Origin of the sequence: Bradyrhizobium sp. 2S1 (assembly GCF_011516625.5) — a bacterium.
GTDB classification, from domain to species: domain Bacteria; phylum Pseudomonadota; class Alphaproteobacteria; order Rhizobiales; family Xanthobacteraceae; genus Bradyrhizobium; species Bradyrhizobium septentrionale.
Genome location: NZ_CP147717.1, coordinates 8,917,239 through 8,941,313 on the forward strand (window position 1 = coordinate 8,917,239; position 24,075 = coordinate 8,941,313).

General features: G+C 64.3%; 29 protein-coding genes. 7 read left to right on the plus strand and 22 right to left on the minus strand.

From position 1 onward, the window contains the following. Nucleotides 1-53: 53 nt before the first annotated feature. The gene (glsA, locus tag HAP54_RS42610; RefSeq protein WP_166297334.1) at nucleotides 54-1,052 is read right to left on the minus strand and encodes a glutaminase A; all 999 of its coding nucleotides are present in this window, start codon (nucleotides 1,050-1,052) and stop codon (nucleotides 54-56) included. A 420-nt stretch (nucleotides 1,053-1,472) separates the two neighbouring features. Between glsA and HAP54_RS42615 the strand changes: the two genes are divergently transcribed. Continuing rightward, entirely contained in the window at nucleotides 1,473-1,682 is a 210-nt protein-coding gene (locus tag HAP54_RS42615; RefSeq protein WP_029081739.1) for a hypothetical protein, read from the plus strand. A 338-nt stretch (nucleotides 1,683-2,020) separates the two neighbouring features. On the opposite strand, the gene HAP54_RS42620 is transcribed toward HAP54_RS42615, so the two are convergent. From HAP54_RS42620 to HAP54_RS42630, 3 genes are all read right to left on the minus strand, one after another. Further along, nucleotides 2,021-2,665: an amidohydrolase family protein gene (locus tag HAP54_RS42620; protein ID WP_166297336.1), complete on the minus strand. Its 645-nt coding sequence runs from the start codon at nucleotides 2,663-2,665 to the stop codon at nucleotides 2,021-2,023. Then, the gene (locus HAP54_RS42625) at nucleotides 2,605-3,228 is read right to left on the minus strand and encodes an amidohydrolase family protein (RefSeq protein WP_166297338.1); all 624 of its coding nucleotides are present in this window, start codon (nucleotides 3,226-3,228) and stop codon (nucleotides 2,605-2,607) included. Before HAP54_RS42625 ends, HAP54_RS42620 begins: the two co-directional genes overlap by 61 nt. 116 nt (nucleotides 3,229-3,344) lie before the next feature. Continuing rightward, on the minus strand, nucleotides 3,345-4,553 hold the full coding sequence (locus tag HAP54_RS42630) for an RluA family pseudouridine synthase (protein WP_166297339.1): 1,209 nt from the start codon (nucleotides 4,551-4,553) through the stop codon (nucleotides 3,345-3,347). Between the two features lie 128 nt (nucleotides 4,554-4,681). Here HAP54_RS42630 and HAP54_RS42635 point away from each other — a divergent pair, with 128 nt between their 5' ends. Both HAP54_RS42635 and HAP54_RS42640 read left to right on the plus strand, forming a co-directional pair. Continuing rightward, the gene (locus HAP54_RS42635) at nucleotides 4,682-5,191 is read left to right on the plus strand and encodes an alpha/beta hydrolase (RefSeq protein WP_248114366.1); all 510 of its coding nucleotides are present in this window, start codon (nucleotides 4,682-4,684) and stop codon (nucleotides 5,189-5,191) included. Further along, entirely contained in the window at nucleotides 5,098-5,619 is a 522-nt protein-coding gene (locus HAP54_RS42640) for an alpha/beta hydrolase (RefSeq protein ID WP_339156807.1), read from the plus strand. Before HAP54_RS42635 ends, HAP54_RS42640 begins: the two co-directional genes overlap by 94 nt. Nucleotides 5,620-5,623: 4 nt before the next feature. Here HAP54_RS42640 and HAP54_RS42645 read toward each other — a convergent pair whose 3' ends face one another. After that, nucleotides 5,624-6,958 (minus strand): replication-associated recombination protein A, encoded by a 1,335-nt coding sequence (locus HAP54_RS42645; protein WP_166297340.1) that lies wholly within the window; start codon nucleotides 6,956-6,958, stop codon nucleotides 5,624-5,626. 7 nt (nucleotides 6,959-6,965) lie between these two features. After that, on the minus strand, nucleotides 6,966-8,378 hold the full coding sequence (locus HAP54_RS42650) for a DegQ family serine endoprotease (protein WP_166297341.1): 1,413 nt from the start codon (nucleotides 8,376-8,378) through the stop codon (nucleotides 6,966-6,968). A 291-nt stretch (nucleotides 8,379-8,669) separates the two neighbouring features. Here HAP54_RS42650 and HAP54_RS42655 point away from each other — a divergent pair, with 291 nt between their 5' ends. After that, nucleotides 8,670-10,268: an OprO/OprP family phosphate-selective porin gene (locus HAP54_RS42655; protein ID WP_166297342.1), complete on the plus strand. Its 1,599-nt coding sequence runs from the start codon at nucleotides 8,670-8,672 to the stop codon at nucleotides 10,266-10,268. A gap of 120 nt (nucleotides 10,269-10,388) precedes the next feature. Here HAP54_RS42655 and HAP54_RS42660 read toward each other — a convergent pair whose 3' ends face one another. Beyond that, nucleotides 10,389-10,769 (minus strand): winged helix-turn-helix transcriptional regulator, encoded by a 381-nt coding sequence (locus HAP54_RS42660; RefSeq protein ID WP_166297343.1) that lies wholly within the window; start codon nucleotides 10,767-10,769, stop codon nucleotides 10,389-10,391. A gap of 118 nt (nucleotides 10,770-10,887) precedes the next feature. Here HAP54_RS42660 and HAP54_RS42665 point away from each other — a divergent pair, with 118 nt between their 5' ends. From HAP54_RS42665 to HAP54_RS42675, 3 genes are all read left to right on the plus strand, one after another. Further along, on the plus strand, nucleotides 10,888-11,901 hold the full coding sequence (locus HAP54_RS42665) for a zinc-binding alcohol dehydrogenase family protein (protein ID WP_166297344.1): 1,014 nt from the start codon (nucleotides 10,888-10,890) through the stop codon (nucleotides 11,899-11,901). 287 nt (nucleotides 11,902-12,188) lie between these two features. Then, a complete protein-coding gene (locus tag HAP54_RS42670; RefSeq protein ID WP_248114364.1) occupies nucleotides 12,189-13,223 on the plus strand; it encodes a phosphotransferase family protein in 1,035 nt (344 codons plus the stop codon). 21 nt (nucleotides 13,224-13,244) lie between these two features. Continuing rightward, nucleotides 13,245-14,372 carry a hypothetical protein gene (locus tag HAP54_RS42675; protein ID WP_166297346.1) on the plus strand — a complete coding sequence of 376 codons (1,128 nt, stop codon included), beginning with the start codon at nucleotides 13,245-13,247 and terminating at the stop codon, nucleotides 14,370-14,372. On the opposite strand, the gene HAP54_RS42680 is transcribed toward HAP54_RS42675, so the two are convergent. From HAP54_RS42680 to rpsN, 15 genes are all read right to left on the minus strand, one after another. Then, on the minus strand, nucleotides 14,369-14,665 hold the full coding sequence (locus HAP54_RS42680; RefSeq protein WP_166297347.1) for a DUF1330 domain-containing protein: 297 nt from the start codon (nucleotides 14,663-14,665) through the stop codon (nucleotides 14,369-14,371). The genes HAP54_RS42675 and HAP54_RS42680 overlap by 4 nt on opposite strands. Before the next feature lie 9 nt (nucleotides 14,666-14,674). Further along, nucleotides 14,675-15,469: an SDR family NAD(P)-dependent oxidoreductase gene (locus HAP54_RS42685; RefSeq protein ID WP_166297348.1), complete on the minus strand. Its 795-nt coding sequence runs from the start codon at nucleotides 15,467-15,469 to the stop codon at nucleotides 14,675-14,677. A gap of 288 nt (nucleotides 15,470-15,757) precedes the next feature. Beyond that, on the minus strand, nucleotides 15,758-16,174 hold the full coding sequence (gene rplQ, locus HAP54_RS42690; protein WP_028335465.1) for a 50S ribosomal protein L17: 417 nt from the start codon (nucleotides 16,172-16,174) through the stop codon (nucleotides 15,758-15,760). A 207-nt stretch (nucleotides 16,175-16,381) separates the two neighbouring features. Then, nucleotides 16,382-17,401, minus strand: a complete 1,020-nt coding sequence (locus HAP54_RS42695) for a DNA-directed RNA polymerase subunit alpha (protein ID WP_029081753.1) — start codon at nucleotides 17,399-17,401, stop codon at nucleotides 16,382-16,384. A 130-nt stretch (nucleotides 17,402-17,531) separates the two neighbouring features. Continuing rightward, complete coding sequence (gene rpsK, locus HAP54_RS42700) at nucleotides 17,532-17,921, minus strand: 30S ribosomal protein S11 (protein WP_006021048.1); 390 nt, start codon at nucleotides 17,919-17,921, stop codon at nucleotides 17,532-17,534. 115 nt (nucleotides 17,922-18,036) lie between these two features. Beyond that, nucleotides 18,037-18,405 (minus strand): 30S ribosomal protein S13, encoded by a 369-nt coding sequence (gene rpsM, locus HAP54_RS42705; protein ID WP_166297349.1) that lies wholly within the window; start codon nucleotides 18,403-18,405, stop codon nucleotides 18,037-18,039. A gap of 189 nt (nucleotides 18,406-18,594) precedes the next feature. Beyond that, complete coding sequence (locus HAP54_RS42710; protein WP_166297351.1) at nucleotides 18,595-19,488, minus strand: adenylate kinase; 894 nt, start codon at nucleotides 19,486-19,488, stop codon at nucleotides 18,595-18,597. 71 nt (nucleotides 19,489-19,559) lie between these two features. Continuing rightward, nucleotides 19,560-20,894 carry a preprotein translocase subunit SecY gene (gene secY / locus HAP54_RS42715; protein WP_029081756.1) on the minus strand — a complete coding sequence of 445 codons (1,335 nt, stop codon included), beginning with the start codon at nucleotides 20,892-20,894 and terminating at the stop codon, nucleotides 19,560-19,562. 144 nt (nucleotides 20,895-21,038) lie between these two features. Next, nucleotides 21,039-21,524, minus strand: coding sequence for a 50S ribosomal protein L15 (rplO, locus tag HAP54_RS42720; protein ID WP_028339310.1), 486 nt, complete (start codon nucleotides 21,522-21,524; stop codon nucleotides 21,039-21,041). A gap of 21 nt (nucleotides 21,525-21,545) precedes the next feature. Continuing rightward, a complete protein-coding gene (rpmD, locus tag HAP54_RS42725; protein WP_166297353.1) occupies nucleotides 21,546-21,737 on the minus strand; it encodes a 50S ribosomal protein L30 in 192 nt (63 codons plus the stop codon). A gap of 40 nt (nucleotides 21,738-21,777) precedes the next feature. Continuing rightward, the gene (gene rpsE / locus HAP54_RS42730) at nucleotides 21,778-22,353 is read right to left on the minus strand and encodes a 30S ribosomal protein S5 (RefSeq protein ID WP_028349043.1); all 576 of its coding nucleotides are present in this window, start codon (nucleotides 22,351-22,353) and stop codon (nucleotides 21,778-21,780) included. A gap of 57 nt (nucleotides 22,354-22,410) precedes the next feature. Next, the gene (rplR, locus tag HAP54_RS42735; RefSeq protein WP_029081760.1) at nucleotides 22,411-22,770 is read right to left on the minus strand and encodes a 50S ribosomal protein L18; all 360 of its coding nucleotides are present in this window, start codon (nucleotides 22,768-22,770) and stop codon (nucleotides 22,411-22,413) included. 11 nt (nucleotides 22,771-22,781) lie between these two features. Then, a complete protein-coding gene (gene rplF / locus HAP54_RS42740) occupies nucleotides 22,782-23,315 on the minus strand; it encodes a 50S ribosomal protein L6 (RefSeq protein ID WP_166297355.1) in 534 nt (177 codons plus the stop codon). Between the two features lie 14 nt (nucleotides 23,316-23,329). Continuing rightward, a complete protein-coding gene (gene rpsH, locus HAP54_RS42745) occupies nucleotides 23,330-23,728 on the minus strand; it encodes a 30S ribosomal protein S8 (protein WP_029081761.1) in 399 nt (132 codons plus the stop codon). A 14-nt stretch (nucleotides 23,729-23,742) separates the two neighbouring features. Then, nucleotides 23,743-24,048, minus strand: coding sequence for a 30S ribosomal protein S14 (gene rpsN, locus HAP54_RS42750; protein ID WP_029081762.1), 306 nt, complete (start codon nucleotides 24,046-24,048; stop codon nucleotides 23,743-23,745). Nucleotides 24,049-24,075 lie beyond the last annotated feature (27 nt).

Genomic DNA, 24,075 nt, shown 5'->3' on the forward strand with positions numbered 1-24,075 from the left:
TGGCGTTGCGACCGATCGAGCCACGGCTCTACCGATCCTCAGAGCATCTTGTTTCACTCGTCCGGTTGGGACACGAACAGATCCATGCCCAGTCTTTGCGACAGGAACTTCGCGGCGAGCTGCCCTCGCACGCTGTTGCCGGCCGCATCCAGTGGCGGGGCGAAGGTGCCGAAACCACCTTTTCCCGGAGATACCGCGACGATGCCACCACCGATGCCGCTCTTGCCGGGCAGACCGATGTCGTACAGCCAGTCGCCTGACGTCTCATACAATCCGGCAGTGACCATGACGGTCAACGCATAGTGGCACACGGCCGCATCGACGACCCGCTGCCTGGTGACTGGATTGACCCCGCCGTCAGCCAGCGTCGCGCCCATCACGGCGAGATCCCTGGCGCTCACATTGAGGGAGCACTGCCGGGTGTAGAGATCGGTCGCCTGTCTGGCGTCGCAGTAAATCCGGTCATAGCTCTCCAGCAGCCGCGCGATACTTCGATTGCGAAAATTCGTCTTCGAGGCCGATGCGTAGACTTCCTCGTTGAGCGGGAGCTTGCGACCGGCAAAGCGTGAAAGGCCGTCATGGATCAACCGCCATCGTTCTTCCGCGCTCGCACCCGGAACGAGGCTGGTGGTCGCGATCGCACCTGCGTTCACCATCGGGTTGGTGCGCCCCGCCCCGTGCTCGATTGCCGCCAACGAATTGAACGGCAGCCCGGTCGCATTCGCGCCCAGTCTTGCGCGCGCCTCTTCAGGGCCGATCGCCTCGCACACCAGGGCGAACACGAATGGCTTCGACACACTCATGATCGAGAATTCGTATTCGATATCGCCGGCGCCGTAGATGCGTCCGCTGGCACCGGCCACGCAGATGCCGAACAGTTCACTCGGCACCCTGGCCAGGGCCGGATAAACCTGCGAATTGGTCCCTTCGCTGTTCGACTTGAAGCGCAGATGAGCTTGGGACACCAGCTCCTGCACCATCTCGGGATCGGGCAAGTGCCCCGTCGAGATGTAAGGCCGGTCCGCTTGTTCAGCGATCGAAGGTGGCCACATTGGCTTTCCTTCCCGATTTCGACCTTGGTGTTTCAGGTCTTCCAGTCGGCAACCAGAAGTAGGCGCTCAAAAAAACATGGTGTCAACGACCCGCTCTGACGGCGCTTGCAGTGTTTGTGCTGGTCCAGAACACTTTACGACAAATGTGCTGAATGCATTGCTTGTCGCGGAATTGCCGCGTTGCGAGATGCGCCGTTCAATCGATCCCTGCGGTGCTCCGGCGCTATCAGGTAAGCAGCATTGCCCAATCAGATGCGCAATTGAATCAAAGAGAAGTCATCGGGCCATCAACGAGATTCCCATCGCTGGCGCTCGAGAGTACCATGGCCGCGTGCGGATGTGAGCCCGCCGCCTGTCCAAACAGCACCGGCCCGCGGCGATGGCGGCAATGACCGCATCACTTGAATGGTGAGGTTGATCATGGTGGCGCGCGCAAGCGACGGACAGCTTCTGCTGGTAAAGAAGCTGGGTGGGCTCTTTGCTATCGTTCTTGGCTGCCTGCTGACAGCAGTGGGTGTGACATTCGAATCCACCAGCACAATTGTCGTCGGTCTGCTGTTTCTTGTGCTCGGGGCGGTCCTGCTCACGCTCAAGATCATGAGACGAAATCAAACTGGCCCGTTTGGATAGCCTTCCGGCGAAATAGACCGACGCAGCCGGGGCAATTTCAATTGTGGAGACTCGGCCGCAATCGCAACCGGCGAGCCCGCCATTGCGGTCGAGGGGACGCTTACGCAATTTCGGTATATTGGAAATTTATCCCTGATTTGCCCGACGTGTCAAGTTGCCTTGTCGAACGCCGGCAGCCGCCAGCTACTTTGCATGGGGTTGTTTTCGATATTTTGGCAGCGCGCACCTACGGCGGGGAGTTCCTCCACCGTCACCCGCAGTTATGCCGGCAAGGCACGATGCGATACGCATCGTAGCAGGTGCTCGCGTTGCACGGCAGTGCGTTCTGCGGCCAGCCATCACGGCTTCTGATAGATCACGCGACCTGCACGGATGGTGGTGCTCACCTTCGCGAGGTTGCCGACGTCGCTGAGCGGATCGCCGTCGAGCACCACCAGATCGGCGTCAAAACCCTGCTCCACCCGACCCTTCTTCGCGGCCTTGAAGAACGTCGCCGGATTGGTCGTGAGCGAGGCCAGCACCTGACGCTCCGACAGCGCGCGATGCATCAGCTCGACTTCCTGCGTGGTGTCGTATTGCGTGGTGAAGCCGACATCGGTGCCGAACAGCACCGTGCCGCCATTCTCCGAGAACTGCTTGAGCTGGTTGACGGTCGCGGCCACCATACGGTTGGTGACGTTGGGATCGAGCACGACGGTGGTGAACAGCGCCAGCGTCGGGATCAGCGCAGTCCCCTGCGCCTTGAACCGCGCCAGCTGGTCCTCGCTATAGGCACGCTCGCCCGGCGTGGTGTGCGCGAGCACATCGACGTCAGCTACGATCACCGTCTCGACGCCGATCTTGTTCTGCGGGTGGGCGAACACCCGCCTGCCTTGCGCGTGCGCCACATCGACGGCCGCCCTGGCGATCGCCGGATCCATGTTCACGACCGGCTTGTCGCCCATGAACGCGCCGGTGAACAGCTTGATGCCGTCCTCGCCCATCGCGAGCCAGTCGCGCGCCCACTTCGTCGACTCCTCCGGCGTCGCGGCTTCCGGAAGCTGTATTTCGGGCGGCAGATACACGGGCCTTTGGGAAAGATGTTGCCGGCCAGCAGGATGTTGGGACCGGCGACCTCGCCGGCGGCGATGCGCCGGCGCAGCGGCAGCGTATTTCTTGGATCGGAGCCGAGATCCCAGACCGTGGTGAAGCCCCAGCGCGTCAGCATCTCCTGCATGTGCTGCGTCAGCGCCGCGGCGGGCGCAGCGCCGGCATTGCGCCAGGAACTCTGCGTGAAATGCACATGGCTGTTCCAGAACCCGGCAACGATGGTCTTGCCGGTGCAATCGATCACGCGCGCATCCGAGGGCAGCGTGACATCGCCGGACTTGCCGACCGCACTGATGACTCCGTCGGTCATCACGACCACCGCATCCGGCAGCGCGGCCGCATCGGGCGAGGCGTAAACGCTGCCACCGCGCAGCACGACGGTCTCGGCATGCACCGCCACTGAGGCGAGAGCCGAGCCAACAACAACAAGCGCGACGCGTAGCCAGGTCCCGATCATGGACAGCCCTTTCAAGATTCACGCCGGCAACGGCCGGCGCGCGGCAACATAGAGGCTGCGCGCGGCGCGGTTTGATCGTTCTTGCTGTCTGAAACGGATTTGCGGGCGCCCGCCCGTCACTCCTCGGGCGCGTTCTCGATCGGGTCGAAGCGGTCGGCCTCGAGCCCGAGCAGATTCCAGGATTGCAGCATGTGCGGCGGCAGCGGCGCGGTCGCATCGATCACGCCGCCGCGCGGGTGCGGAATCACGATGCGGCGAGCCAGAAGATGCAGCCGGTTCTGCAGGCCGCCGGGCAGCTGCCAGTTCTCCTTGTTGAAGTATTTCGGGTCACCCACGATCGCGTGATCGATATGCGCCATGTGGGCGCGCAATTGATGGGTGCGGCCGGTCACCGGCTTGAGCGACACCCAGGCAAGCTTGGTCGCCGAGGTCTCGACCACGGCGTAATAGGTCACGGCGTGGCTGGCGCCCTCGTCGCCATGCGCTGCGATCCGCATGATGCTGTCCTCCTCGCTCTCCTCCTTGGCGAGGTAGGTCGAGATGCGGCCCTGCTTCGGCTTCGGCACGCCGGCGACCAGCGCCCAATAGATCTTGCGCGCCGAGCGATGACGGAACGAGCCGGTCAGCGCGGTCGCGGCAAAACGCGTCTTGGCGATCAGCAGGCAGCCCGAGGTCTCCCGGTCGAGCCGATGCACCAGCCGCGGCTTCTGCCCCTTGGCGTCGCGCATCACCTCCAGCATGTCGTCGACATTGCGCGTGATGCCGGAGCCGCCTTGAACCGCCAGACCTGCGGGCTTGTTCAGCACCATCACGTCGGCGTCCTCGAACAGGATCATGTCCTTGAGGTCCTGCAGGGTCTTCTTGGCCGCCTCGGAGAGGCTGGCGGCGGCCTTCGGCGTATCGAGCTTGAGCGGCGGAATGCGGACGCTCTGGCCTTCTTCCAGCCGGTCCTTGCTGTCCGCACGCTTGCCGTTGACGCGCAACTCGCCCTTACGAACGATGCGCTGGATGTGGGAAAACGACAGGCCGGGGAAACGCGCCTCAAGAAAGCGGTCGACCCGCATGTTGTTCTCGTCCGCCGTCACGACCACGGTCTGCACCTTGGTCGGCAACGGCGGTGGCTCGGCGACATGCTTCTCGGGCTCAGGCACGAACGGTTTGGGCGCACGCTGCTTGTCGCCAAGCCGCACCGCTGGCTTGCCGCCCGGACGATGCGCCGGCCCCCGCTCGGCCGCCGAGCCGCGATGGGGACGCGCACCCTTGGGACGCGCGCCTTTGGCGCGGTCGGCGGCTGGGCGGAGGGGTCTCTTGACGCGTCGGCTCATGGGGTTGCAACTCCGAAGTTAAGCCGTTGGGTAGCGCAAATGCCGCGAATCGTCACGGCGAAATCGGTATAAATCCTGCCACATCGGCCATGTCCGGCCGCACGCGGCAAGCGACGGAGAGCCCTGGAATGAGACTGGCGGTATCGGCTTTGGCGGCGGCCCTGATGCTCGCGGGCCCGGCGCTGGCCCAGGAGAGCCCGATGCCGGAAGATCTGGCCTGGAAGCTGCTGGAACTCGGCCGCGTCGTCGAGATGCCCAAGACAGCCGCGCTCTACGCACCGCTGCAACAGAGGGAGCCCTATCAGGGCGTCAGGGTCGAGCGCGACGTCAAGTATGGCCTCGCCGACCGCCATCTGCTCGACGTCTTCACGCCGGACACAGTGTCGCCGCCACGGCCGGTGCTGATCTACATCCATGGCGGCGGCCTTACTGCCGGCGACAAGCGCGCACCCGGCAGTCCGTTCTACGACAACGTCATGCTGTGGGCCGCCAAGAGCGGCTTTGTCGGCGTCAACGCCACCTATCGCCCGGCGCCGGCGTTTCCGTGGCCGGCGGCGCCGAAGACATGGGCGCGATCGTGCAATGGGTCGCGGAGAACATCGCGCTCCGCGGCGGCGATCCCAAACGCATCTTCCTGATGGGCCAGTCGGCCGGTGCGCTCCATGTCGCAAGCTATGTCGCGCACGGCGAATTCCACAAAGTGAAGGGCGGCGGCCTTGCCGGCGCGATCATGGTGTCCGGCATCTACGATCTAACGGCCTCGCCGGCCGGCGACGCCGAGCTCGCTTATTACGGCTCCGACCCCTCGCGCTACGCCGAACGCTCCTCGCTGCAGGGCCTCGTTGCGAGCCCGATCCCGTTCCTGATCACCGCGGCCGAGCTCGATCCACCGCGCTTCGTCGAGCAGTTCGAGCTCATGAAGCAGGCCAGCTGCAAGCGGCCAAGCGGCTGCGCCCGCAGCTTCATGCTGTCGCAGCACAGCCACATGTCCGAGGTCTATGCGATCAATACCCCGGACACGCGACTGACGGATGAGATTTTGGAGTTCGTGAAGAGCGTGAAGTGAGGGGCTATTTGCCGCCCCGCTCCTTGCGCAGCCTGTCCCAGTAATCCAGCCGCTTGCGGATCTCGCGCTCAAAACCGCGGTCGGGCGGATCGTAAAATGTCTGGCGGCCCAGCGCTTCCGGAAAGTAGTCTTGGCCGGAGAACGCATCGGGCATGTCGTGATCATACTGATAGCCGGAGCCGTAGCCCTCCGACTTCATCAGCTTGGTCGGCGAATTCAGGATGTGCTTTGGCGGCAGCAGCGAGCCATTCTGCTTCGCGGTCTGCATCGCCGAGCCGAACGCAGTGTAGACCGCGTTCGATTTCGGCGCGGTGGCGAGATAGACCACGGCCTGCGCGATCGCGAGTTCGCCTTCGGGTGAGCCCAGGAAATCATAGGCATCCTTGGCGGCGTTACAGACCGCCAGCGCCTGCGGATCGGCAAGGCCGATATCCTCGACCGCCATGCGCACCACGCGCCGCGCCAGGAACAGCGGATCCTCACCGGCATCGAGCATGCGCGCGAGATAATACAGCGCCGCATCCGGATCGGAGCCGCGCACCGACTTGTGCAGCGCCGAGATCAGATTGTAGTGACCGTCGGCCGATTTGTCGTAGATCGGCGCGCGGCGTTGCAGGATGTCCTGCAGCTGCTCGGCGTTGAACACCTCGCCCTTGCGCGCGGCGCGCCAGACCTCCTCGGCGAGCGTCAGCGAGGCGCGACCGTCGCCGTCGGCCATCCGCACCAGCACGGCGCGGGCTTCCGCATCGAGCGGCAGGCTCTTGCCCTCGACCTTCTCGGCATTGGCGAACAGGCGTTCGATCGCGGCGGTATCGAGCGAGTGAAACACCAGCACGCGGGCGCGCGACAAGAGCGCCGCGTTGAGCTCGAACGACGGATTTTCGGTGGTGGCGCCGACCAGCACCACGGTGCCGTCCTCCATCACGGGCAGGAAAGAATCCTGCTGCGCGCGGTTGAATCTGTGCACCTCGTCGACGAACAGCAGCGTGCCCTTGCCGGTCTCGCGGCGGGCGCGCGCGGCATCGAACGCCTTCTTCAAGTCGGCGACACCGGAGAACACCGCGGAGATCTGCTCGAAATGCAGCTCGGTGGCGTCGGCCAGAAGCCGCGCCACCGTGGTCTTGCCGGTGCCGGGCGGTCCCCAGAACACCAGCGAGCCCAGCGAGCGCGTCTCCAGCATGCGGGTCAGCGCACCGTCGGGCCCGAGGATGTGATCCTGGCCGACGACGTCGGCCAGCGTACGCGGGCGCAGCCGGTCCGGCAGCGGGTGCGGCGCGTCCTGCTCCATCCCCGCCGCAGCGAACAGGTTGCTGGCTTCCCGCGGTTGCTTTGGGCTCACTTGGGGCTCATCCGCCGAGCGTCACGTTGATCTGCTGGCCGCCGCGCACCAGCGTGATGCGCCAGACCCGCGTCCCCGTCTTCGATGCCTTCTCGAGGTCGCCGGTCCGCGCGATCTTCTCGTTGTTGACGGCGAGGATGATGTCGCCCTTCTGGAAACCGACATTGGCGGCGGTGCCGTCATCGGCAAGCTCGGTCACCACGACGCCCTCGGCGCCGGCGTCGAGATGCAGCTCGTCGGCCAGCGCCGGCGAGATGTTGGCGACCCTTGCGCCCTGGAACGGTGAGCGCGCAGTCAGCACGATCTCGTCGCGGTTGGTATCGGGCGCGGTCTCCAGCGGCACGGTGAGTTTCACCGGCTTGCCGGCGCGCTGCACCTCGATCTCCGCGCTGCCGCCGAGCGGGCGGGTCGCGAAGCGATAGTCGAACGCGTTGGGATCGTCGATCGCCTGGCCGTCGATGCCCACGATCAGGTCGGAGAGCTTCAGCCCGGCCTTCGCCGCCGGGCTGTTCGGCGCGACATTGGCGACCAGCGCGCCGGTCGGCAGTTTCAGCCCGAGCGTCTCGGCGATCTCCGGCGTCACCGCCTGCAGCCGCGCGCCGAGCCATGGCCGCTTCACCGCCTTGCCACCGCCCTTCGCGGAGGCCACCACCACACGCACCATGTTGGCGGGGATCGCAAAGCCGATGCCCTGCGAGCCGCCGGAGCGCGAGAAGATCGCGGTGTTGATGCCGGCGAGCCGGCCGGTCATGTCGACCAGCGCGCCGCCGGAATTGCCGGGATTGATCGCGGCATCGGTCTGAATGAAGAATTGATAATCCGTGATCCCGACTTGAGTGCGCGCCAGGGCCGAGATGATGCCGTGCGTCACGGTCTGGCCGACGCCGAACGGATTGCCGATCGCCAGCACGACGTCGCCGACCTGCAGCTGGTCGGAGTTCGCGAAATCCAGCGTCGCGAATTTCTCCTTGTTGGTCCCCTTCAGCCGCAGCACCGCAAGGTCGGTGCGGCTGTCCTTCAGCACGATCTCGGCCTCATATTCGCGCTTGTCGGCGAGCGAGACCTTCACCTGGTCGGCGCCCTCGATCACGTGATTGTTTGTGACCACGAGGCCCGAGCCATCGACCATCACGCCGGAGCCAAGCGAACGCTGCATCTGCTCGGGCTGCTGCCCGGGCACGCCGAAAAATCGACGAAAAATAGGATCGTCCAGGAATGGATTGCGGTTCTGCACGGTCTTGGCGGCATAGACATTGACCACCGCCGGCTGCACCCGCTGCACGATCGGCGCATAGGACAGCTGCAGCTCGGCCTGCGAGGACGGCACGCGGCGGTCCTGGGCCGCGGCCGGGCCGAGATTCCCGATGAAAGCCAACGTGCACAGAGCGGATAGGGCAGCAAAGCGGGCGGGTCGGAGCATTCTCACCTCTCGTGGAAAACGCCGGAATATAGGCGTGTTCGCCGGGCAATTGAAGGGCGCCGGGCCCGATAACTGCCCCCCGCCGCCGCGGTGCAAAACCCGTGGCAGCCGCGTTGAAGCGCGCCCCCAAACTTCTATGATGACTGTCATCTCACTGCGCCGCTCCGCTTGTTGCCCGCGGACAACAAGCGGAACTGCGATGCTAGGCAGCGCTGTCGTGCGTCAGTCACGATCAACTCCTAGGACGTTTCAGTGAGTGAGTGGGGACTTCAAACACAACAGGGGTGCACAATGAGTGCGACAAAAGTTGGTGCAATCGCCATAGGGCTGGCCGGGGCGCTCGCCGCCTCACCGGCCTACTCGCAATCGGCCGGAGGCGGCAGCGATGCGGAGATCGCGCTGCTGAAGCAGCAGCTGAAGATGCTCGAGCAGAAGCTCGACAAACTGCAGAAGCAGACCAATGCCAACACCGCGACCGCAGCCAGCGCAAACGCCAACGCGAAGGCCGCGGACGCCAAGGCCGCGCGGGTCGCAACCGCCAATGCCGCCATCCCGGTCAAGGGTCCAGTCGCGCCTTCGGGCGTCGTGGTGACATTGCCGAACAACCGGCCGACGATCTGCACCGCGGACGAACAGAACTGCATCGCGATCACGAGCCGCATCCACTGGGATGTCGGCGGTTACGACTATCGTCCGAACACCGCGGGCACGTCGCCGCAGAAGCTCGACAGCGGCGAGAATCTGCGCCGCGCCCGCATCGGCGTGATCGGCAAATTCTTCGGCGACTGGAATTACGCGCTGATCTACGACTTCGGCGGCTCGTCGGACGGCTTCGGTGGCACGGCGGCGGGATCGCTGCCCGGCGGCGGCACCTCCGGCGTCGAGAATGCCTATCTCAGCTATACCGGCTTCAAGCCGTTCGGCGGCAAGATGGCGATCGAAGGCGGCATCATGGATCTGCCCTGGACGCTCGACGAGTCCACCAGCTCCAACGACATCCTGTTCATGGAGCGCGCCTCGGCCGGCATCATCGCGCAGAACGTCGCGGCAGGCGACTTCCGTTCGGCCGCTGGCAGCCGCTGGTGGAATGACCAGCTCTGGCTCGGCGGCTATGTCACCGGACCGACCACCGGCCAGATTCACTCGGCGTCCAGCGTCACCCCGCCCGGATCATCGGAGCAGTATGGCACGGTCGTCCGCGTCGCCGGCAATCCGATCAGCGGCAACAACTATTCGGTCCATATCGGCGCCGACGCGGAATGGCTGATCCAGCCGCCGCGCAATCTGGTGACGCAGGCGCAGACCCTGACGCTCAGCGACCGGCCCGAGCTGCGCATCGATCCGACGACGCTGATTTCGACCGGTGCGATCGCCAACGTCTCCGGGGCGCAGGTCTACGGCGTCGAAGCGGCTGCGACCTATGGTCCGTTCATTGCACAAGGCGAGTACTACTGGTTCAATATCGACCGCACTGCGAATACCGGGCTGCCGCCGTTCGGTGCGTCGAGCCTGAAATTCGACGGCGGTTACGCGCAGGTCGGCTATGTGCTGACCGGCGAGAATCACGCCTACAACCCGGCAACGGCCTCCTATGGCGGTATCAAGCCGCATGATCCGTTCTCGCTCGCCAGCGGCGGCTGGGGCGCCTGGGAAATCGCCGGCCGCGTCAGCCAGATGAACCTCAACGATCAGATCGGCCAGGCGGTCGGCATCGCCGGTGGACGGCAGACCGTCTACACCGCGGCGCTGAACTGGTACGTCAACAACAACGTCCGCTTCATGCTGAACTACCTGCACGGCGACGTCGCCAAGCAGGCGTCGGCGACTTCGACTGCGGATGTCGGCTCGAAGTTTGATGCGGTCGCGCTGCGCACGCAGGTTGCGTTCTGAGACGATCCGATTTGTCGTCAACAAACAGACGGCCGGGGCATCGCTCCGGCCGTTTTCATTTGAGCGTTCGTTTGACGCGTTTTCTTGACACGAACCGGTCCCCGCTTCGCTCGAAAGCGCTCAAGCCGCGCGCTTCGGCTTCTTCACAATGACCTCGGGCGCCGGCGCGCAGGACAGCCGCTCCTGATGGCTCTCGCCCCACGCTTTCAGAATATCGATCACCGGACGCAAGCTCTCGCCGAGTTCGGAGAGCGTGTATTCGACCCGCGGCGGCACTTCGGCATAGACCTTGCGGATCATGAGACCATCGTCCTCGAGCGCACGCAGCTGCTTGGTCAGCATGCGCTGGGTGATGCCGGGCATCCGCCGCCGCAACTCGCCGAAGCGCTGGGTGCCGGCCTGCAGATGATACAGGATCACGCCCTTCCATTTGCCGTCGATCAGGTCGAGCGCCGCCTCTACGGCGCAGCCCGGCCGGCGCGCAAAATTCTTCCGTTTCATCGGTATTTTCCCAATAGTATACAAACAGGGACTAGTTCCCTGAATTTACAGTACTTGCCAAATGGACGCCAGCGCGACAGTTATCACGGCAGGCAATCGCCCATTACGGAGACCAGGCATGAAGGCCGTCGGATACCAAAAATCGCTGCCGATCGAGGCGGCGGACTCGCTCGTCGATTTCGAGATCGCCAAGCCCGAGCCGAAGGGGCGCGACATCAGGGTTGCGGTGAGGGCCATCTCGGCCAACCCGGTCGACTACAAGGTGCGCAAGCGCGCGGCGCCGACCGACGGCGGCTACAAGATCCTCGGCTTTGACGCAGCCGGCGTGGTCGATGCCGTCGGGCCCGACGTCTCGCTCTTCAAGCCCGGCGACGAGGTGTTTTACGTGGGCTCGATCCTGCGCCAGGGCACCAATTCGGAATTTCATCTGGTCGACGAACGCATCGTCGGCAACAGGCCGGCATCGCTGTCCTTCGCGCAAGCGGCTGCCCTGCCCCTGACCTCGATCACCGCATGGGAGCTGTTGTTCGACCGGCTCGGCGCCGTGCCGGGCAAGAGTCTCGACCCGCGTACGCTGCTGATCACCGGCGGCGCCGGCGGCGTCGGCTCGATCCTGATCCAGCTTGCCCGCCGCCTTACCGGCCTCACCGTGGTTGCCACCGCGACGCGGCCGGAATCGCAAAAATGGTGCCTCGATCTCGGTGCGCACGCGGTGATCGATCACTCGCAGCCGATGAAGGAGCAGATCGAGAAGCTGAAGCTGCCGCCGGTCGGGCTCGTCGCCAGCCTCACCTTCACTGACCAGCACTACAAGTCGATCGCCGACTTCATCGCACCGCAGGGCAAGTTCGGCCTGATCGACGATCCCTCGGAGTTCAACGTCGCCGCGTTCAAGGGCAAGGCGGTCTCGGTGCACTGGGAATCGATGTTCACGCGCTCGTCGTTCCAGACGCCTGATATGATCGCGCAGCATCATCTTCTCAACGATGTCGCCGACCTCATCGACAAGGGCGTGCTGCGCACCACGCTCGATCAAACCTTCGGCACCATCAACGCCGCCAACCTCAAGCGCGCCCATGCGCTGCTGGAAAGCGGCAAGTCGCGCGGCAAGATCGTGCTGGAAGGCTGGTAGTACGATCGGGACGAATGCGGAGGGTGGGTTAGGCGAAGCCGTAACCCACCGCCTCGCCAAGGACGGCGGGTTACGCTGACGCTAACCCGCCCTGCCCGACTTCCCCACAGGCCGCCGCGTCGCTTTTGCCAAAGCCGCGACATCGCCTGTATAGTTTGCGCAACGATCACCCCGTCCTCAATCCGGCCGACGCGAGAAGCGGCTGGAGCGGTGGTGACGCCCACGGGGATGGGAGGAAACCGATGAATTTGCTCACGGCCGATCCTTCGCGGATCGATCCGGAGTGGATGACGCGGGCGCTGCGCGAAGCCGGTGTGATCGACCAGGTCAGGGTCATCGATCTCGCCTGCAAGCCCGTTGGCAATGGCCTCGTCGGCGACTCCTATCGATTTCGTCTGACCTATGACGGCGACGCGCCGGACGCACCCTTGAGCGTCATCGGCAAATTCCCTGCCGCAGATCCCGACAGCCGCCGCTCCGGTTCCGCGCACATGCTTTATGTTCGCGAGGTCGCGTTCTATCGCGAGCTGGCGGCGACCGTCGCCATTCACACCCCGCGGCCGATCCTCGCCGAAATCGATCCGGCGACCGATGACTTCACGCTGATTCTCGAAGATCTGGCGCCCGCACGCCAGGGCGACCAGCTCGCCGGATGCTCGATCGCGGACTGCCGGACAGCGATGGCCGAGGCCGCTGCGCTGCACGCGCCGCGATGGAGCGATCCGACGCTGGACGCGGTGCACTGCTTCGTGGTGGCCGCAAGCCGACGCAAGGATTTCCGTGCGACGCTGCCCGCCATCATCGGTCACTACAAGGAGCGATATCGTGGCGTGATCGAGCCGGAATTCCTTGATCTGATCGACCGGCTTCCGGACGCGGTCCCGCGCTACCAGTCGGAGCAATCGACGCCGCGAACCCTGCAGCATGCGGACTTCAGGCTGGATAACATCCTGTTTGACGTCCGCGGCAATACCCGACCGATGGCGACGCTGGATTGGCAGACGCTGACGGTTGGCCCTGGAATCGTCGACGTCGCCTATTTCCTGTCGGCCGGCATCGAACCGTCAGAACGGCGGCTTCACGAAACCGATCTGGTGCGATCATATCATTCGGAACTGATCCGGCGCGGCGTGCGGGACTATGGCTGGGACCAGTGCTGGCGGGATTACCGGCGCTACACCCTGCATGGCATCATGATGGGCGTCGTCTCTGCGCTCAGCGTGCAGCGCTCCGAACGCGGCGACGCACTGTTCCTGAAGATGACCCGCGGCGCCTGCGCGCAAGCGCTGGATCACGACAGTTTTGCATACTGGCAGGACTAAGGGGTACCGAAAGGGATTTGCGTGCTCAACAAACTCGACGACTTCCCGATCCACCAGACGCCGGAACCGATCGCGGTCCCCATCACCAGCGACCGCAATGTCTATGACCGCACCTGGTTCAATGGCTACACCGCCGACGGCGCGTATTATTTCGGCATCGGTATGGCGATCTATCCGCACCGCAAGATCCTCGATTGCGCGTTCAGCGTCGTGGAACGCGGCGGACGGCAGCACTGCTTCTACGGGGCGCGACGCGCGCCGATCGAGCGTACCGAGATGCAGGTCGGCCCTTTCAGGCTGGAGGTGCTCGAACCGATGCTGCGGACCCGGGTCGTGCTCGACGACAATGCGACGGGGCTGGCCTGCGACCTGACCTTTTCCGCGCGCACCGCTGCGATCCAGGAAGCGCGCCAGACGCTCTGGTCGGGCGATCGCCGTGCCATGGACTCGACCCGGTTCGACCAGTTCGGCCGCTGGCACGGCGTCATCAGCCACCCCGACGGCGAGATCAAGGTCGACGATCGCTCATGCTACGGCACCAAGGATCGCTCCTGGGGAGTTCGCAATGTCGGTGAGCGCGATGTCGGAGGCGCGCCGATGCCGCCGCCGAGCGTGTTCTTCCTGTGGGCGCCGCTGGTCTGGGACGACCACATCTCGCACGCCATCTTCTTCGACGGGACACGCGGCGAGGCGCTGGTCCGCGAGGGCATCATCGCCCCGCTCTACCGGAGCGAGGCCGAGATCCCCGGCGTCGTCGACGGGCTCGACCGACGCATGGCGACCGCTCGGCACCGCGTGACCTACGTGCCGAACACACGGCTGGCGCGCTCGGCCGAAATCGACCTCGTCGATATCGACGGCCACACCAGCACCATCGCGCTCGACCCGATCCTCAAATTCCAGATGAAGGGCCTCGGCTACGGTCATCCGCAATGGGGCCAGGGCATGTGGAAGGGTGAGCTCGAGATCGGCGGCGAATCGTTCGATCCTTCGACGCTCGAGCCGCTGGCGCGCGAGAACGTGCACGTGCAACAGGTGGTGCGCGCCCGCCAGGGCGACCGGACGGGAATCGGCGTTCTCGAGCAATTGTGCTTCGGCCCCTACCGCCCCTCGGGCTTCAGCGAATTCCTCGACGGGGCGAAAGGTTAGCTCGGCGGCACGCCCTCGACAAACATCAGTCGGCGGTCGAGCGCAGTGCGGCGATGCTTGAGCGCTTCAGCATATTCCGATGAGGCGTACCACTCGCGCAGACGCGTCATCGACGGGAATTCGACGACGATGATGTTGTTCGGCGGCGGTCCGCCCTCAACCACGTTAGCAGCACCGCCGCGCACCAGATAACGCCTGCCATATTGCGCGATCGCCTTGGCGGCGATCGTACGATAGGCCTCGAAACCTGCGGCATCCTTCACGTCGACTTCGGAAATCACATAGGCCGACATGGGACCACCTCAGGCAATGGTGTTGACGATGCCGCCCTCGGCGCGCAGCGCGGCGCCGTTGGTCGCCGAGGCCTGCTTCGAGCAGACATAGACCACGAGGTTGGCGATCTCCTCGGTGCTGGCAAAGCGCTGCAGCAGCGAGGTCGGGCGGTGCTGCTTGACGAAGTTGGAGGCCGCCTCCTCGACCGACTGGCCGTTCTGCTTGGCCAGATCCTTGACGAAGGTCTCGACGCCCTCGGACATGGTCGGCCCGGGCAGCACCGAGTTGACGGTGACCGCGGTGCCGCGGGTCAGCTGCGCCAGCCCGCGCGCGATCGCAAGCTGCGCGGTCTTGGTCGTGCCGTAATGGATCATCTCGGTCGGGATGTTGAGGCCGGATTCCGAGGAGATGAAGACGATGCGGCCCCAGTTGCGCTTCAGCATGCCCTGCATGTAGCCGCGCGACAGCCGCACCCCCGACATCACGTTGACTTCGAAGAATCGGCTCCAGTCCTCGTCGGGAATGTCGAAGAACGGCTTCGGCTCGAAGATGCCGGCATTGTTGACGAGGATGTCGACCTCGGGCAGCGCCGCCAGCAGCGCCTTGCAGCCGGCTGATGTCGAGACGTCGGCGGCAATGCCGCGGATCTTGGCGCCCGGCACCGCCTTTGCGATCGCGGCGACTGCCGCATCAACCTTGGCCTGGCCGCGGCCATTGATGACGACCTCGGCGCCGGTCCCGGCCAGTCCTTTTGCAATGGCGTGGCCGATGCCCGCGGTCGAGCCGGTCACCAGCGCAGTCTTTCCGGAAAGGTCGATTTTCATCTGTCATCTCCATTGATGTTGAAGGAGATATCGGGCGCGGCATGATGCACCGCAATTGCATCTCACCGACGCGTGAGGAAGTAGAACACATCTCGTCGTCCCGGCGAAAGCCAGGACCCACTGCCACCGGTGATGACGATGAAGCCGGCGTCGGCCACTGTGCGCTTGATAAATCTCGCGGTATGGGTCCTGGCATTCGCCAGGACGACGACGGGGATAGAGCGACGCCACCAACAAAGAAAAACGGCGCCCGGAGGCGCCGCTTTAAAACCTTGGCTCGAGACCGGCTTACGCCGCCTCGGCTTCCTTGTCCTGGGTCGGACCGGAGTCCTGGCCCTTGGCGTCGACGTCGCGATCGACGAACTCGATCACGGCCATCGCCGCGTTGTCGCCGTACCGGAAGCCGGCCTTGATGATGCGGGTGTAGCCGCCCTGGCGGTCCTTGTAGCGGGTCGCCAGCGTGTCGAACAGCTTCCTGACCTGGTCGACGTCGCGCAGCTCCGAGATCGCCTGACGGCGCAGGGCCAGCCCGCCCTTCTTGCCGAGGGTGACGAGCTTCTCGACGATCGGCCGCAGCTCCTTGGCCTTCGGCAGCGTGGTGACGATCTGCTCGTGCTTGATCAGCGCGGCCGCCATGTTGGCGAACATCGCACGCCGGTGCTCGGCGGTGCGGTTGAGCTTCCGATGAACCTTGCCGTGACGCATAGTCTATTCCTTACTTTGTAATCTGCCGCGACGGTTCGTCGGACATGTTGCTCAGGTGGGCTGCCTGCGTTCGCCCGCAAAAGCGCGACCTCGCGCTTTTGCTGCTTTGTTTGGGCACGATCCTTGTCGGAAAACCGCCGCGCACTTTTCCGGGATCGTGCCATAGAATCATGGCCGGGATAGCCCGGCCATGATGATTGAAACGGATCAGTAGTGATCCTCGAAGCGCTTGGCGAGCTCGTCGATGTTCTCCGGCGGCCAGCCCGGCACTTCCATGCCGAGATGCAGACCCATCTGGGCCAGCACTTCCTTGATCTCGTTCAGCGACTTGCGGCCGAAGTTCGGGGTGCGGAGCATTTCCGCTTCCGACTTCTGCACGAGGTCGCCGATGTAGACGATGTTGTCGTTCTTCAGGCAGTTTGCCGAACGCACCGACAGCTCGAGCTCGTCGACCTTCTTGAGGAAGGCCGGGTTGAACGCGAGATCGGGGATGATCTCCTGCGTGACTTCCTTGCGCGGCTCTTCGAAGTTGACGAACACGTTGAGCTGATCCTGCAAGATGCGCGCAGCGTAGGCCACCGCGTCATCCGGCGTGATCGCGCCGTTGGTCTCGATCGTCATGGTCAGCTTGTCGTAGTCGAGGATCTGGCCCTCACGGGTGTTCTCGACCTTGTAGGAGACCTTGCGGACCGGCGAGAACAGGCTGTCGACCGGGATCAGGCCGATCGGGGCATCCTCGGGACGGTTGCGTTCGGCGGCGACATAGCCCTTGCCGGTCGCGACCGTGAATTCCATGCGGATCTCGGCGCCGTCGTCCAGCGTGCAGATCTGCAGGTCCGGATTGAGCACCACGACGTCGCCGACGGTCTGGATGTCGCCAGCGGTGACGGCGCCCGGGCCCTGCTTCTTGACGACCATGCGCTTGGGGCCTTCGCCCTGCATCTTGATCGCGATGTCCTTGATGTTGAGCACGATGTCGGTGACGTCTTCACGCACACCGGCGATCGAGGAGAACTCGTGCAGCACGCCGTCGATGTGCACCGACTGCACCGCCGCGCCCTGCAGCGAGGACAGCAGGATGCGACGCAGCGCGTTGCCGAGCGTCTGGCCGAAGCCACGCTCGAGCGGTTCGGCGACGACGGTGGCGAACCGGCTCGCGTCCGAGCCCGGCGTCACCTGCAGCTTGTTCGGTCGAATGAGTTCTTGCCAATTTTTCTGGATCGTCACTTTTTTCACCCTTTGCCGGTCGTTGGGCCAGTCGAATGGCCGAACCTGGCGTTGGAGATCGCGGGACAGTCCGCGCGGTCAACTCCAAAAACCATCGCAGGGCGGCAGACCGCCGCCCGCGACTTACAGATCAAACGCGCCGACGCTTGCGCGGACGGCAGCCGTTGTGCGGGATGGTGGTCACGTCGCGGATCGAGGTGACGGTAAAGCCCGCAGCCTGCAGCGCGCGCAGCGCCGACTCACGGCCCGAACCCGGGCCGGCCACTTCAACCTCCAGCGTGCGCATGCCGTGTTCCTGCGCCTTCTTGGAGACGTCTTCGGCCGCGACCTGCGCGGCATAGGGGGTCGACTTGCGCGAGCCCTTGAAGCCCATGGTGCCGGCCGACGACCAGGCGATGGTGTTGCCCTGCGCGTCGGTGATGGTGATGGTCGTGTTGTTGAACGACGAATTCACGTGCGCGATGCCGGAGGCGATGTTCTTGCGTTCGCGGCGGCGTACGCGGGTGGCTTCCTTGCCCATTTCAAACCTTTCCTGTGATCTCAAGCGCCGCCGTAGTGCCAGCGGCTACACCTCAAAACGCAAATGGCGAGTAGCGAACTTCAATTCGCTACTCCCCACCTGCAATTCGCAAAACTTACTTCTTCTTGCCGGCGATCGCCTTGGCCGGCCCCTTGCGCGTACGCGCATTGGTGTGGGTGCGCTGACCGCGCACCGGCAGACCGCGGCGATGACGCAGGCCGCGATAGCAGCCGAGGTCCATCAGCCGCTTGATGTTGATGCCGACCTCGCGACGGAGGTCGCCCTCGACCAGATAGTCGCGGTCGATGACTTCGCGGATCTGCAGGACCTCCTGGTCGGTCAACTGATTGACGCGACGGTCCACCGGAATCTTGGTCTTCCCCATGATATCGGCCGCGTTCTTCTGGCCGATGCCATGGATGTACTGAAGCGCGATCAGGACGCGCTTGTTGGTCGGAATGTTGACGCCGGCAATACGGGCCACGGACTTCTCTCCTGTCGCCGATCCATCACGGATACGGGCTGCTCAAGTTCTTGCTCTCTCGGGCTTGTGTCCACAAACGCGAACACGACGCCCTCCCCTCATGTCCTTCGGGGCCCGGCATCGTCATAAAACTATCCAACTTGGATGCGGGGCTTATTAAAGGATTCATGTCGGTTTCGTCAACCGCTCCTAGCGTTTAGCTCGCTTTTTCGTGAGCTTTTTTGCCGCCTTTTTGACGGCTTTTGCCCCCTTCCGGGCATTCGCGGCACGAGAGGCCTGCTTTGCCCCCTTCTTGGCGGGTTTCTTCGCAGCCTTTTTGGCGCCCTTGTTGGTACCTTTGGCTTTGGCGACCGCCTTTGAGGCCCCCTTGGCGGCCTTCCGGGCCGGCTTGGCTGCCTTCTTGGCCGGCTTTTTGGTCGTCTTCTTGGCCGTCTCGGTGGCCTTCGAAGCGCTCTTGGCCGGCTTCTTGGCCGGCTCGTCGGCCTTCGATTCGAGGGCGCCGATCGCCGCCAGGATCCGGTTGATGTCGCGGGTGACGTGCTCGATGGTCATCATGCCATCGACCGTCAAGAGCTTCCGCCGCTCGGAATAGTAGTGAATCAACGGTTCCGTCATCGACCGGTACTGCGCCAGGCGCTTGGTCAGCACTTCGGGCGTGTCGTCGAGCCGCACTTCCTCGCCGCGCGCGCGGGTCTCTTCGGCGCGCTTCTCAACACGCGCGAGCAGCGCGCTTTCGTTGACGCGAAGCTCGACAACGGCGTCGAGCTTGAGGTGCCTTTTCCTGAGAAGCTCGTCCAGGGCCTCCGCCTGCGGCACGGTGCGCGGGAAGCCATCCAGGATGAAGCCCTTCTTGGCGTCGGGCTCCTCGATCCGGTCGGCGATGATTCCCACCACAACCTCGTCGGGAACCAGGCCGCCATTGGCCATGATCTCCTTGGCCTGCAAGCCGACCGGCGTGCCTGCGGCGGCCGCGGCGCGCAGCATCTCGCCGGTCGAGAGCTGAACGATGCCGTGCTTGTGCACCAGCCGCTGCGCCTGGGTTCCCTTGCCCGAGCCCGGCGGCCCCAAAAGGATCAATCTCATATCTGTTTCGCCCCCCGGCTAGGTGGGCGAAGTCCGCACACCTGAGTTTTGAGTTTGAAGCCGCGCCGTGATCAGCGGCGGCGGCCTCCCCTGAGCTTCGACTTCCTGATCAGCCCTTCATACTGATGAGCGAGCAGATAGCCCTGCACCTGCGACACCGTATCCATCGTCACGCTAACGACGATCAGGAGCGAGGTGCCGCCAAAGTAGAACGGGACCGAGGCGTAGGAAATCAGAATTTCAGGAATCAGGCAGACGATCGCGAGATAGATCGCACCGAGCACTGTGATGCGCGACAGCACGTAGTCGATATATTCGGCGGTGCGCTCGCCGGGACGGATGCCCGGGATGAAGCCGCCATGCTTCTTCAGATTGTCCGCGGTCTCGGTCGGGTTGAACACGATCGCGGTGTAGAAGAACGCGAAGAACACGATCAGCGCGAGATACATGAACAGGAACAGCGGCCGGCCGTGGCTGAGCTGGGTGGTGATCCACTGGAACCACTCTGGGCCCTTGCCCGCGTTGAAGTTCGCAACCGTGGTCGGCAGCAGCAGCAGCGACGAGGCGAAGATCGGCGGAATCACGCCCGAGGTGTTGAGCTTGAGCGGCAGATGCGAGGACTGGCCCTCGAACATCTTGTTGCCGACCTGACGTTTCGGATACTGGATCAGCAGCCGGCGCTGCGCGCGCTCCATGAACACGATGAACGCGATCACGGCGACCGCCATCACGATGACGATCAGGATCAGGCCGGTCGACATCGCGCCCTGGCGGCCGAGTTCCAGCATGTTGGCGAGCGCCGACGGCAGTTCGGCGACAATGCCGGACAGGATGATCAGCGAAATACCGTTGCCGATGCCGCGCGAGGTGATCTGCTCGCCGAGCCACATCAGGAACATGGTGCCGCCGGTCAGCGTGATCGCGGTCGACAGGCGGAAGAACATGCCGGGGTCGCTGACGACGTTGCCGGCGCCTTCGAGGCCGATCGCGATACCGTAGGACTGGAACGCGGCCAGTATCACCGTCAAATAGCGGGTGTACTGGTTCAGCGTCTTGCGGCCCGCCTCGCCTTCCTTCTTGAGCGCCTCGAGCTGCGGCGACACGGTGGTCAGCAGCTGCACGATGATCGATGCCGAAATGTACGGCATGATGTTCAGCGCGAAGATCGCCATGCGGTGGATGCCGCCGCCGGCGAACATGTTGAACATGCCGAGGATGCCGCCGGACTGGCTGCGGAACACCTGCTCCCAGATGTTGGGATCGATGCCCGGCAGCGGGATGTAGGTGCCCAGCCGATAAACAAGCAGCGCACCCAGGGTGAACCAGATGCGCTTCTTCAGCTCGTCGGCTTTCGCCAGCTGTCCGAAATTGAGGTTGGCGGCAAGTTGTTCGGCTGCTGAGACCATTTTCGGCTTTCTCCCGGAGCCCCCTTCGCCGACGCCCCCTTTGGGGAGTCGGCAGACACCGGACATTATCTGGTGCTCGGCCTCGATAAGTCCATCATTCGAGCTGCGGATTGCCCGCGCCGCGCGCGGGCAATGACGCAGATGTTACGCCGCCTCGCCTTCTTCCTTGGCGGGCGCCAGGATCTTGACCGAGCCGCCAGCCTTCTCGACCGCGGCAATGGCCGACTTGGAGGCGCCGTGCACCTCGATCGTCAGCTTGGTCTTGATCTCACCACGGCCGAGCAGCCGCAGGCCGTCCTTGGCGCGGCGCAGCACGCCGGCCTTCACCAGCGATTCGACGTTCACCGTGGCGGACGCGTCCACCAGCTTATTGTCGATCGCTTCCTGCAGACGGTCGAGATTGATCTCGGCGAAGTCGAGCCGGAAGATGTTGTTGAAGCCGCGCTTCGGCAGACGGCGATGCATCGGCATCTGGCCGCCTTCGAAACCCTTGATGCGGACGCCCGAACGCGCGGTCTGGCCCTTGCCGCCGCGGCCCGAGGTCTTGCCCTTGCCGGAACCGATGCCACGGCCGACACGCATGCGCTTCTTGCGCGAGCCGGCGTTGTCGGCGATATCGCTGAGCTTCATCGCCCTTCTCCTTATCTCTGCTTACTCGCCGACGACGCGGACGAGATGCTGGACTTTGCTGATCATGCCGCGAACTTCAGGGGTATCCTGCAGTTCGGCGGTGCGGCCGATCTTGTTGAGCTTGAGGCCGATCAGCGTCGAACGCTGCGAGTGATGGCGGCGGATTGCGCTGCCGATCTGCTCGACCTTGATGGTCTTGCTGGCCTTGGCCATGACAGTAACTCCAAATAGCGCGCTGGCTGGTCGCGCGGGGTTATTCCGCCACCACTTCGGCGTCGCCGCCGACGCGGCGCGACTGCAGGGTGGAGACCTTGATGTTGCGGCGGGCCGCCACCGAGCGCGGCGAATCCTGATGCTTCAGCGCGTCGAAGGTTGCGCGAACCATGTTGTAGGGGTTCGACGAGCCGATCGACTTCGCCACCACGTCCTGGATGCCGAGCGTCTCGAACACCGCGCGCATCGGGCCGCCGGCGATGATGCCGGTACCGGCCGGAGCGGCACGCAGGTAGACGCGGCCGGCGCCGTGACGGCCGGCGATGTCGTGATGCAGCGTGCGGCCTTCACGAAGCGCGACGCGCGTCAGATTGCGCTTCGCCGATTCGGTCGCCTTGCGGATCGCCTCCGGCACTTCGCGCGCCTTGCCGTGGCCGAACCCGACCCGGCCCTTCTGATCGCCGATCACGACCAGCGCCGCAAAGCCGAAGCGCTTGCCGCCCTTGACGACCTTCGCCACGCGATTGATGTGGACGAGCTTGTCGACGAACTCGCTGTCGCGCTCTTCGCGATCCCTGCTCCGTTCGCGTCCGCCGCGTTCGCGTTCACCTGCCATGGTGTTTTCCAATCTCTAGGAGGCCCAAGCCTCTTTCCTTGTAATCGATCAATTCGCTTAGAAGCTCAATCCGCCTTCGCGCGCCGCATCCGCGAGCGCCTTGACGCGCCCGTGATAGATGTAGGCGCCGCGATCGAACACGACTTCCTTGACACCCTTCTGCGCCGCGCGCTCGGCGAGCAGCTTGCCGACCGCCTTCGCAGCATCGATGTCGGCGCCGGTCTTGCCGGCGTCGCGCAGATTCTTCTCCAGCGACGAGGCGGAAGCAAGCGTCTCGCCCTTCTGGTCGTCGATGACCTGGGCGTAGATGTGCTTGGACGAGCGGAACACCGACAGCCGCGGACGGCCGCCTGCCGAGCGGCGAAGCGCAAGGCGCACGCGCTGCTTGCGCCGGGCATTCGTAACCTTGAGTGACATGACCGGCTCCGTTACTTCTTCTTGCCTTCCTTGCGGAAGATGAATTCGTTGGCGTACTTCACGCCCTTGCCCTTGTAGGGCTCCGGCGGGCGGTAGGCGCGGATCTCGGCGGCGACCTGGCCGACGCGCTGCGGATCGTTGCAGGTGATCGTGATCTCGGTCGGCTTCGGCACCGCGATGGTGATGCCTTCCGGGATCGCGTAGACCACGTCGTGGCTGTAGCCGAGCGCGAGCTGCAGGTTCTTGCCCTGCATCGCGGCGCGGTAGCCGACGCCGGTGATCTCGAGCTTCCTCTCGAAGCCCTTGGTGACGCCCTCGACGAGGTTGGCGACCTGCGCGCGCGCGGTGCCGTACATCGCCTGCGCACGGTTGGTCTTGACGCGCGGAGCGACCTTGACCTGGCCGTTCTCGAACTTCACCTCGACGTCGTCATGCACCACGAACTGAAGCTGGCCCTTCGGCCCCTTCACCTTGACGGTCTGGCCCTCGACGGTCGCCGTCACACCCGACGGGATCGCCACCGGCCTTTTGCCGATACGTGACATCGTAAAATCCTTCCTCAGAACACCGTGAAGAGAACTTCGCCGCCCACGTTGGCGTCGCGCGCCTCGTGGTCAGCCATGATTCCCTTCGGCGTCGACAACACCGAAATGCCGAGACCGTTGTTCACGCGCGGCAGGTTCTTCACCGAGGCGTAAACGCGGCGGCCCGGCTTCGACACCCGCTCGATCTCGCGGATGACGGGCTCGCCGTCGAAATACTTCAGCTCGATCTCGAGCTCGCTGCGGCCCGAGGCATGCTCGACGCTGGCGTAGCCGCGGATGTACCCCTCGGACTTCAGCACTTCGAGCACGTTGGCGCGCATCTTCGAGCCCGGGGTCGAAACCTTGGACTTGGAGCGCATCTGCGCGTTGCGGATGCGGGTGATGAGATCGCTGATCGGATCGTGCGTAGACATGGTTCCGACCCTCCTTACCAGCTCGACTTCACGAGCCCGGGAACCAGGCCCTTGGAGCCGAGTTCACGCAGCGCGATGCGCGAGAGCTTGTTCTTGCGATAGTTCGAGCGCGGACGCCCGGTCAGCTCGCAGCGGTTGCGGATGCGCGTCGGCGACGAGTTGCGCGGCATCTCGGCGAGCTTCAGTGTCGCCGCGAAGCGCTCTTCCATCGGCTTGGTCTTGTCGGCGATGATCGCCTTCAGCTTCTCACGCTGCGGGGCAGCATTCTTCGCCATCCGCTTGCGCCGGTTATTCTTCTCGATCGAACTCTTCTTTGCCATGCTTGGCTCCTGGGTATCCGCGTTTGA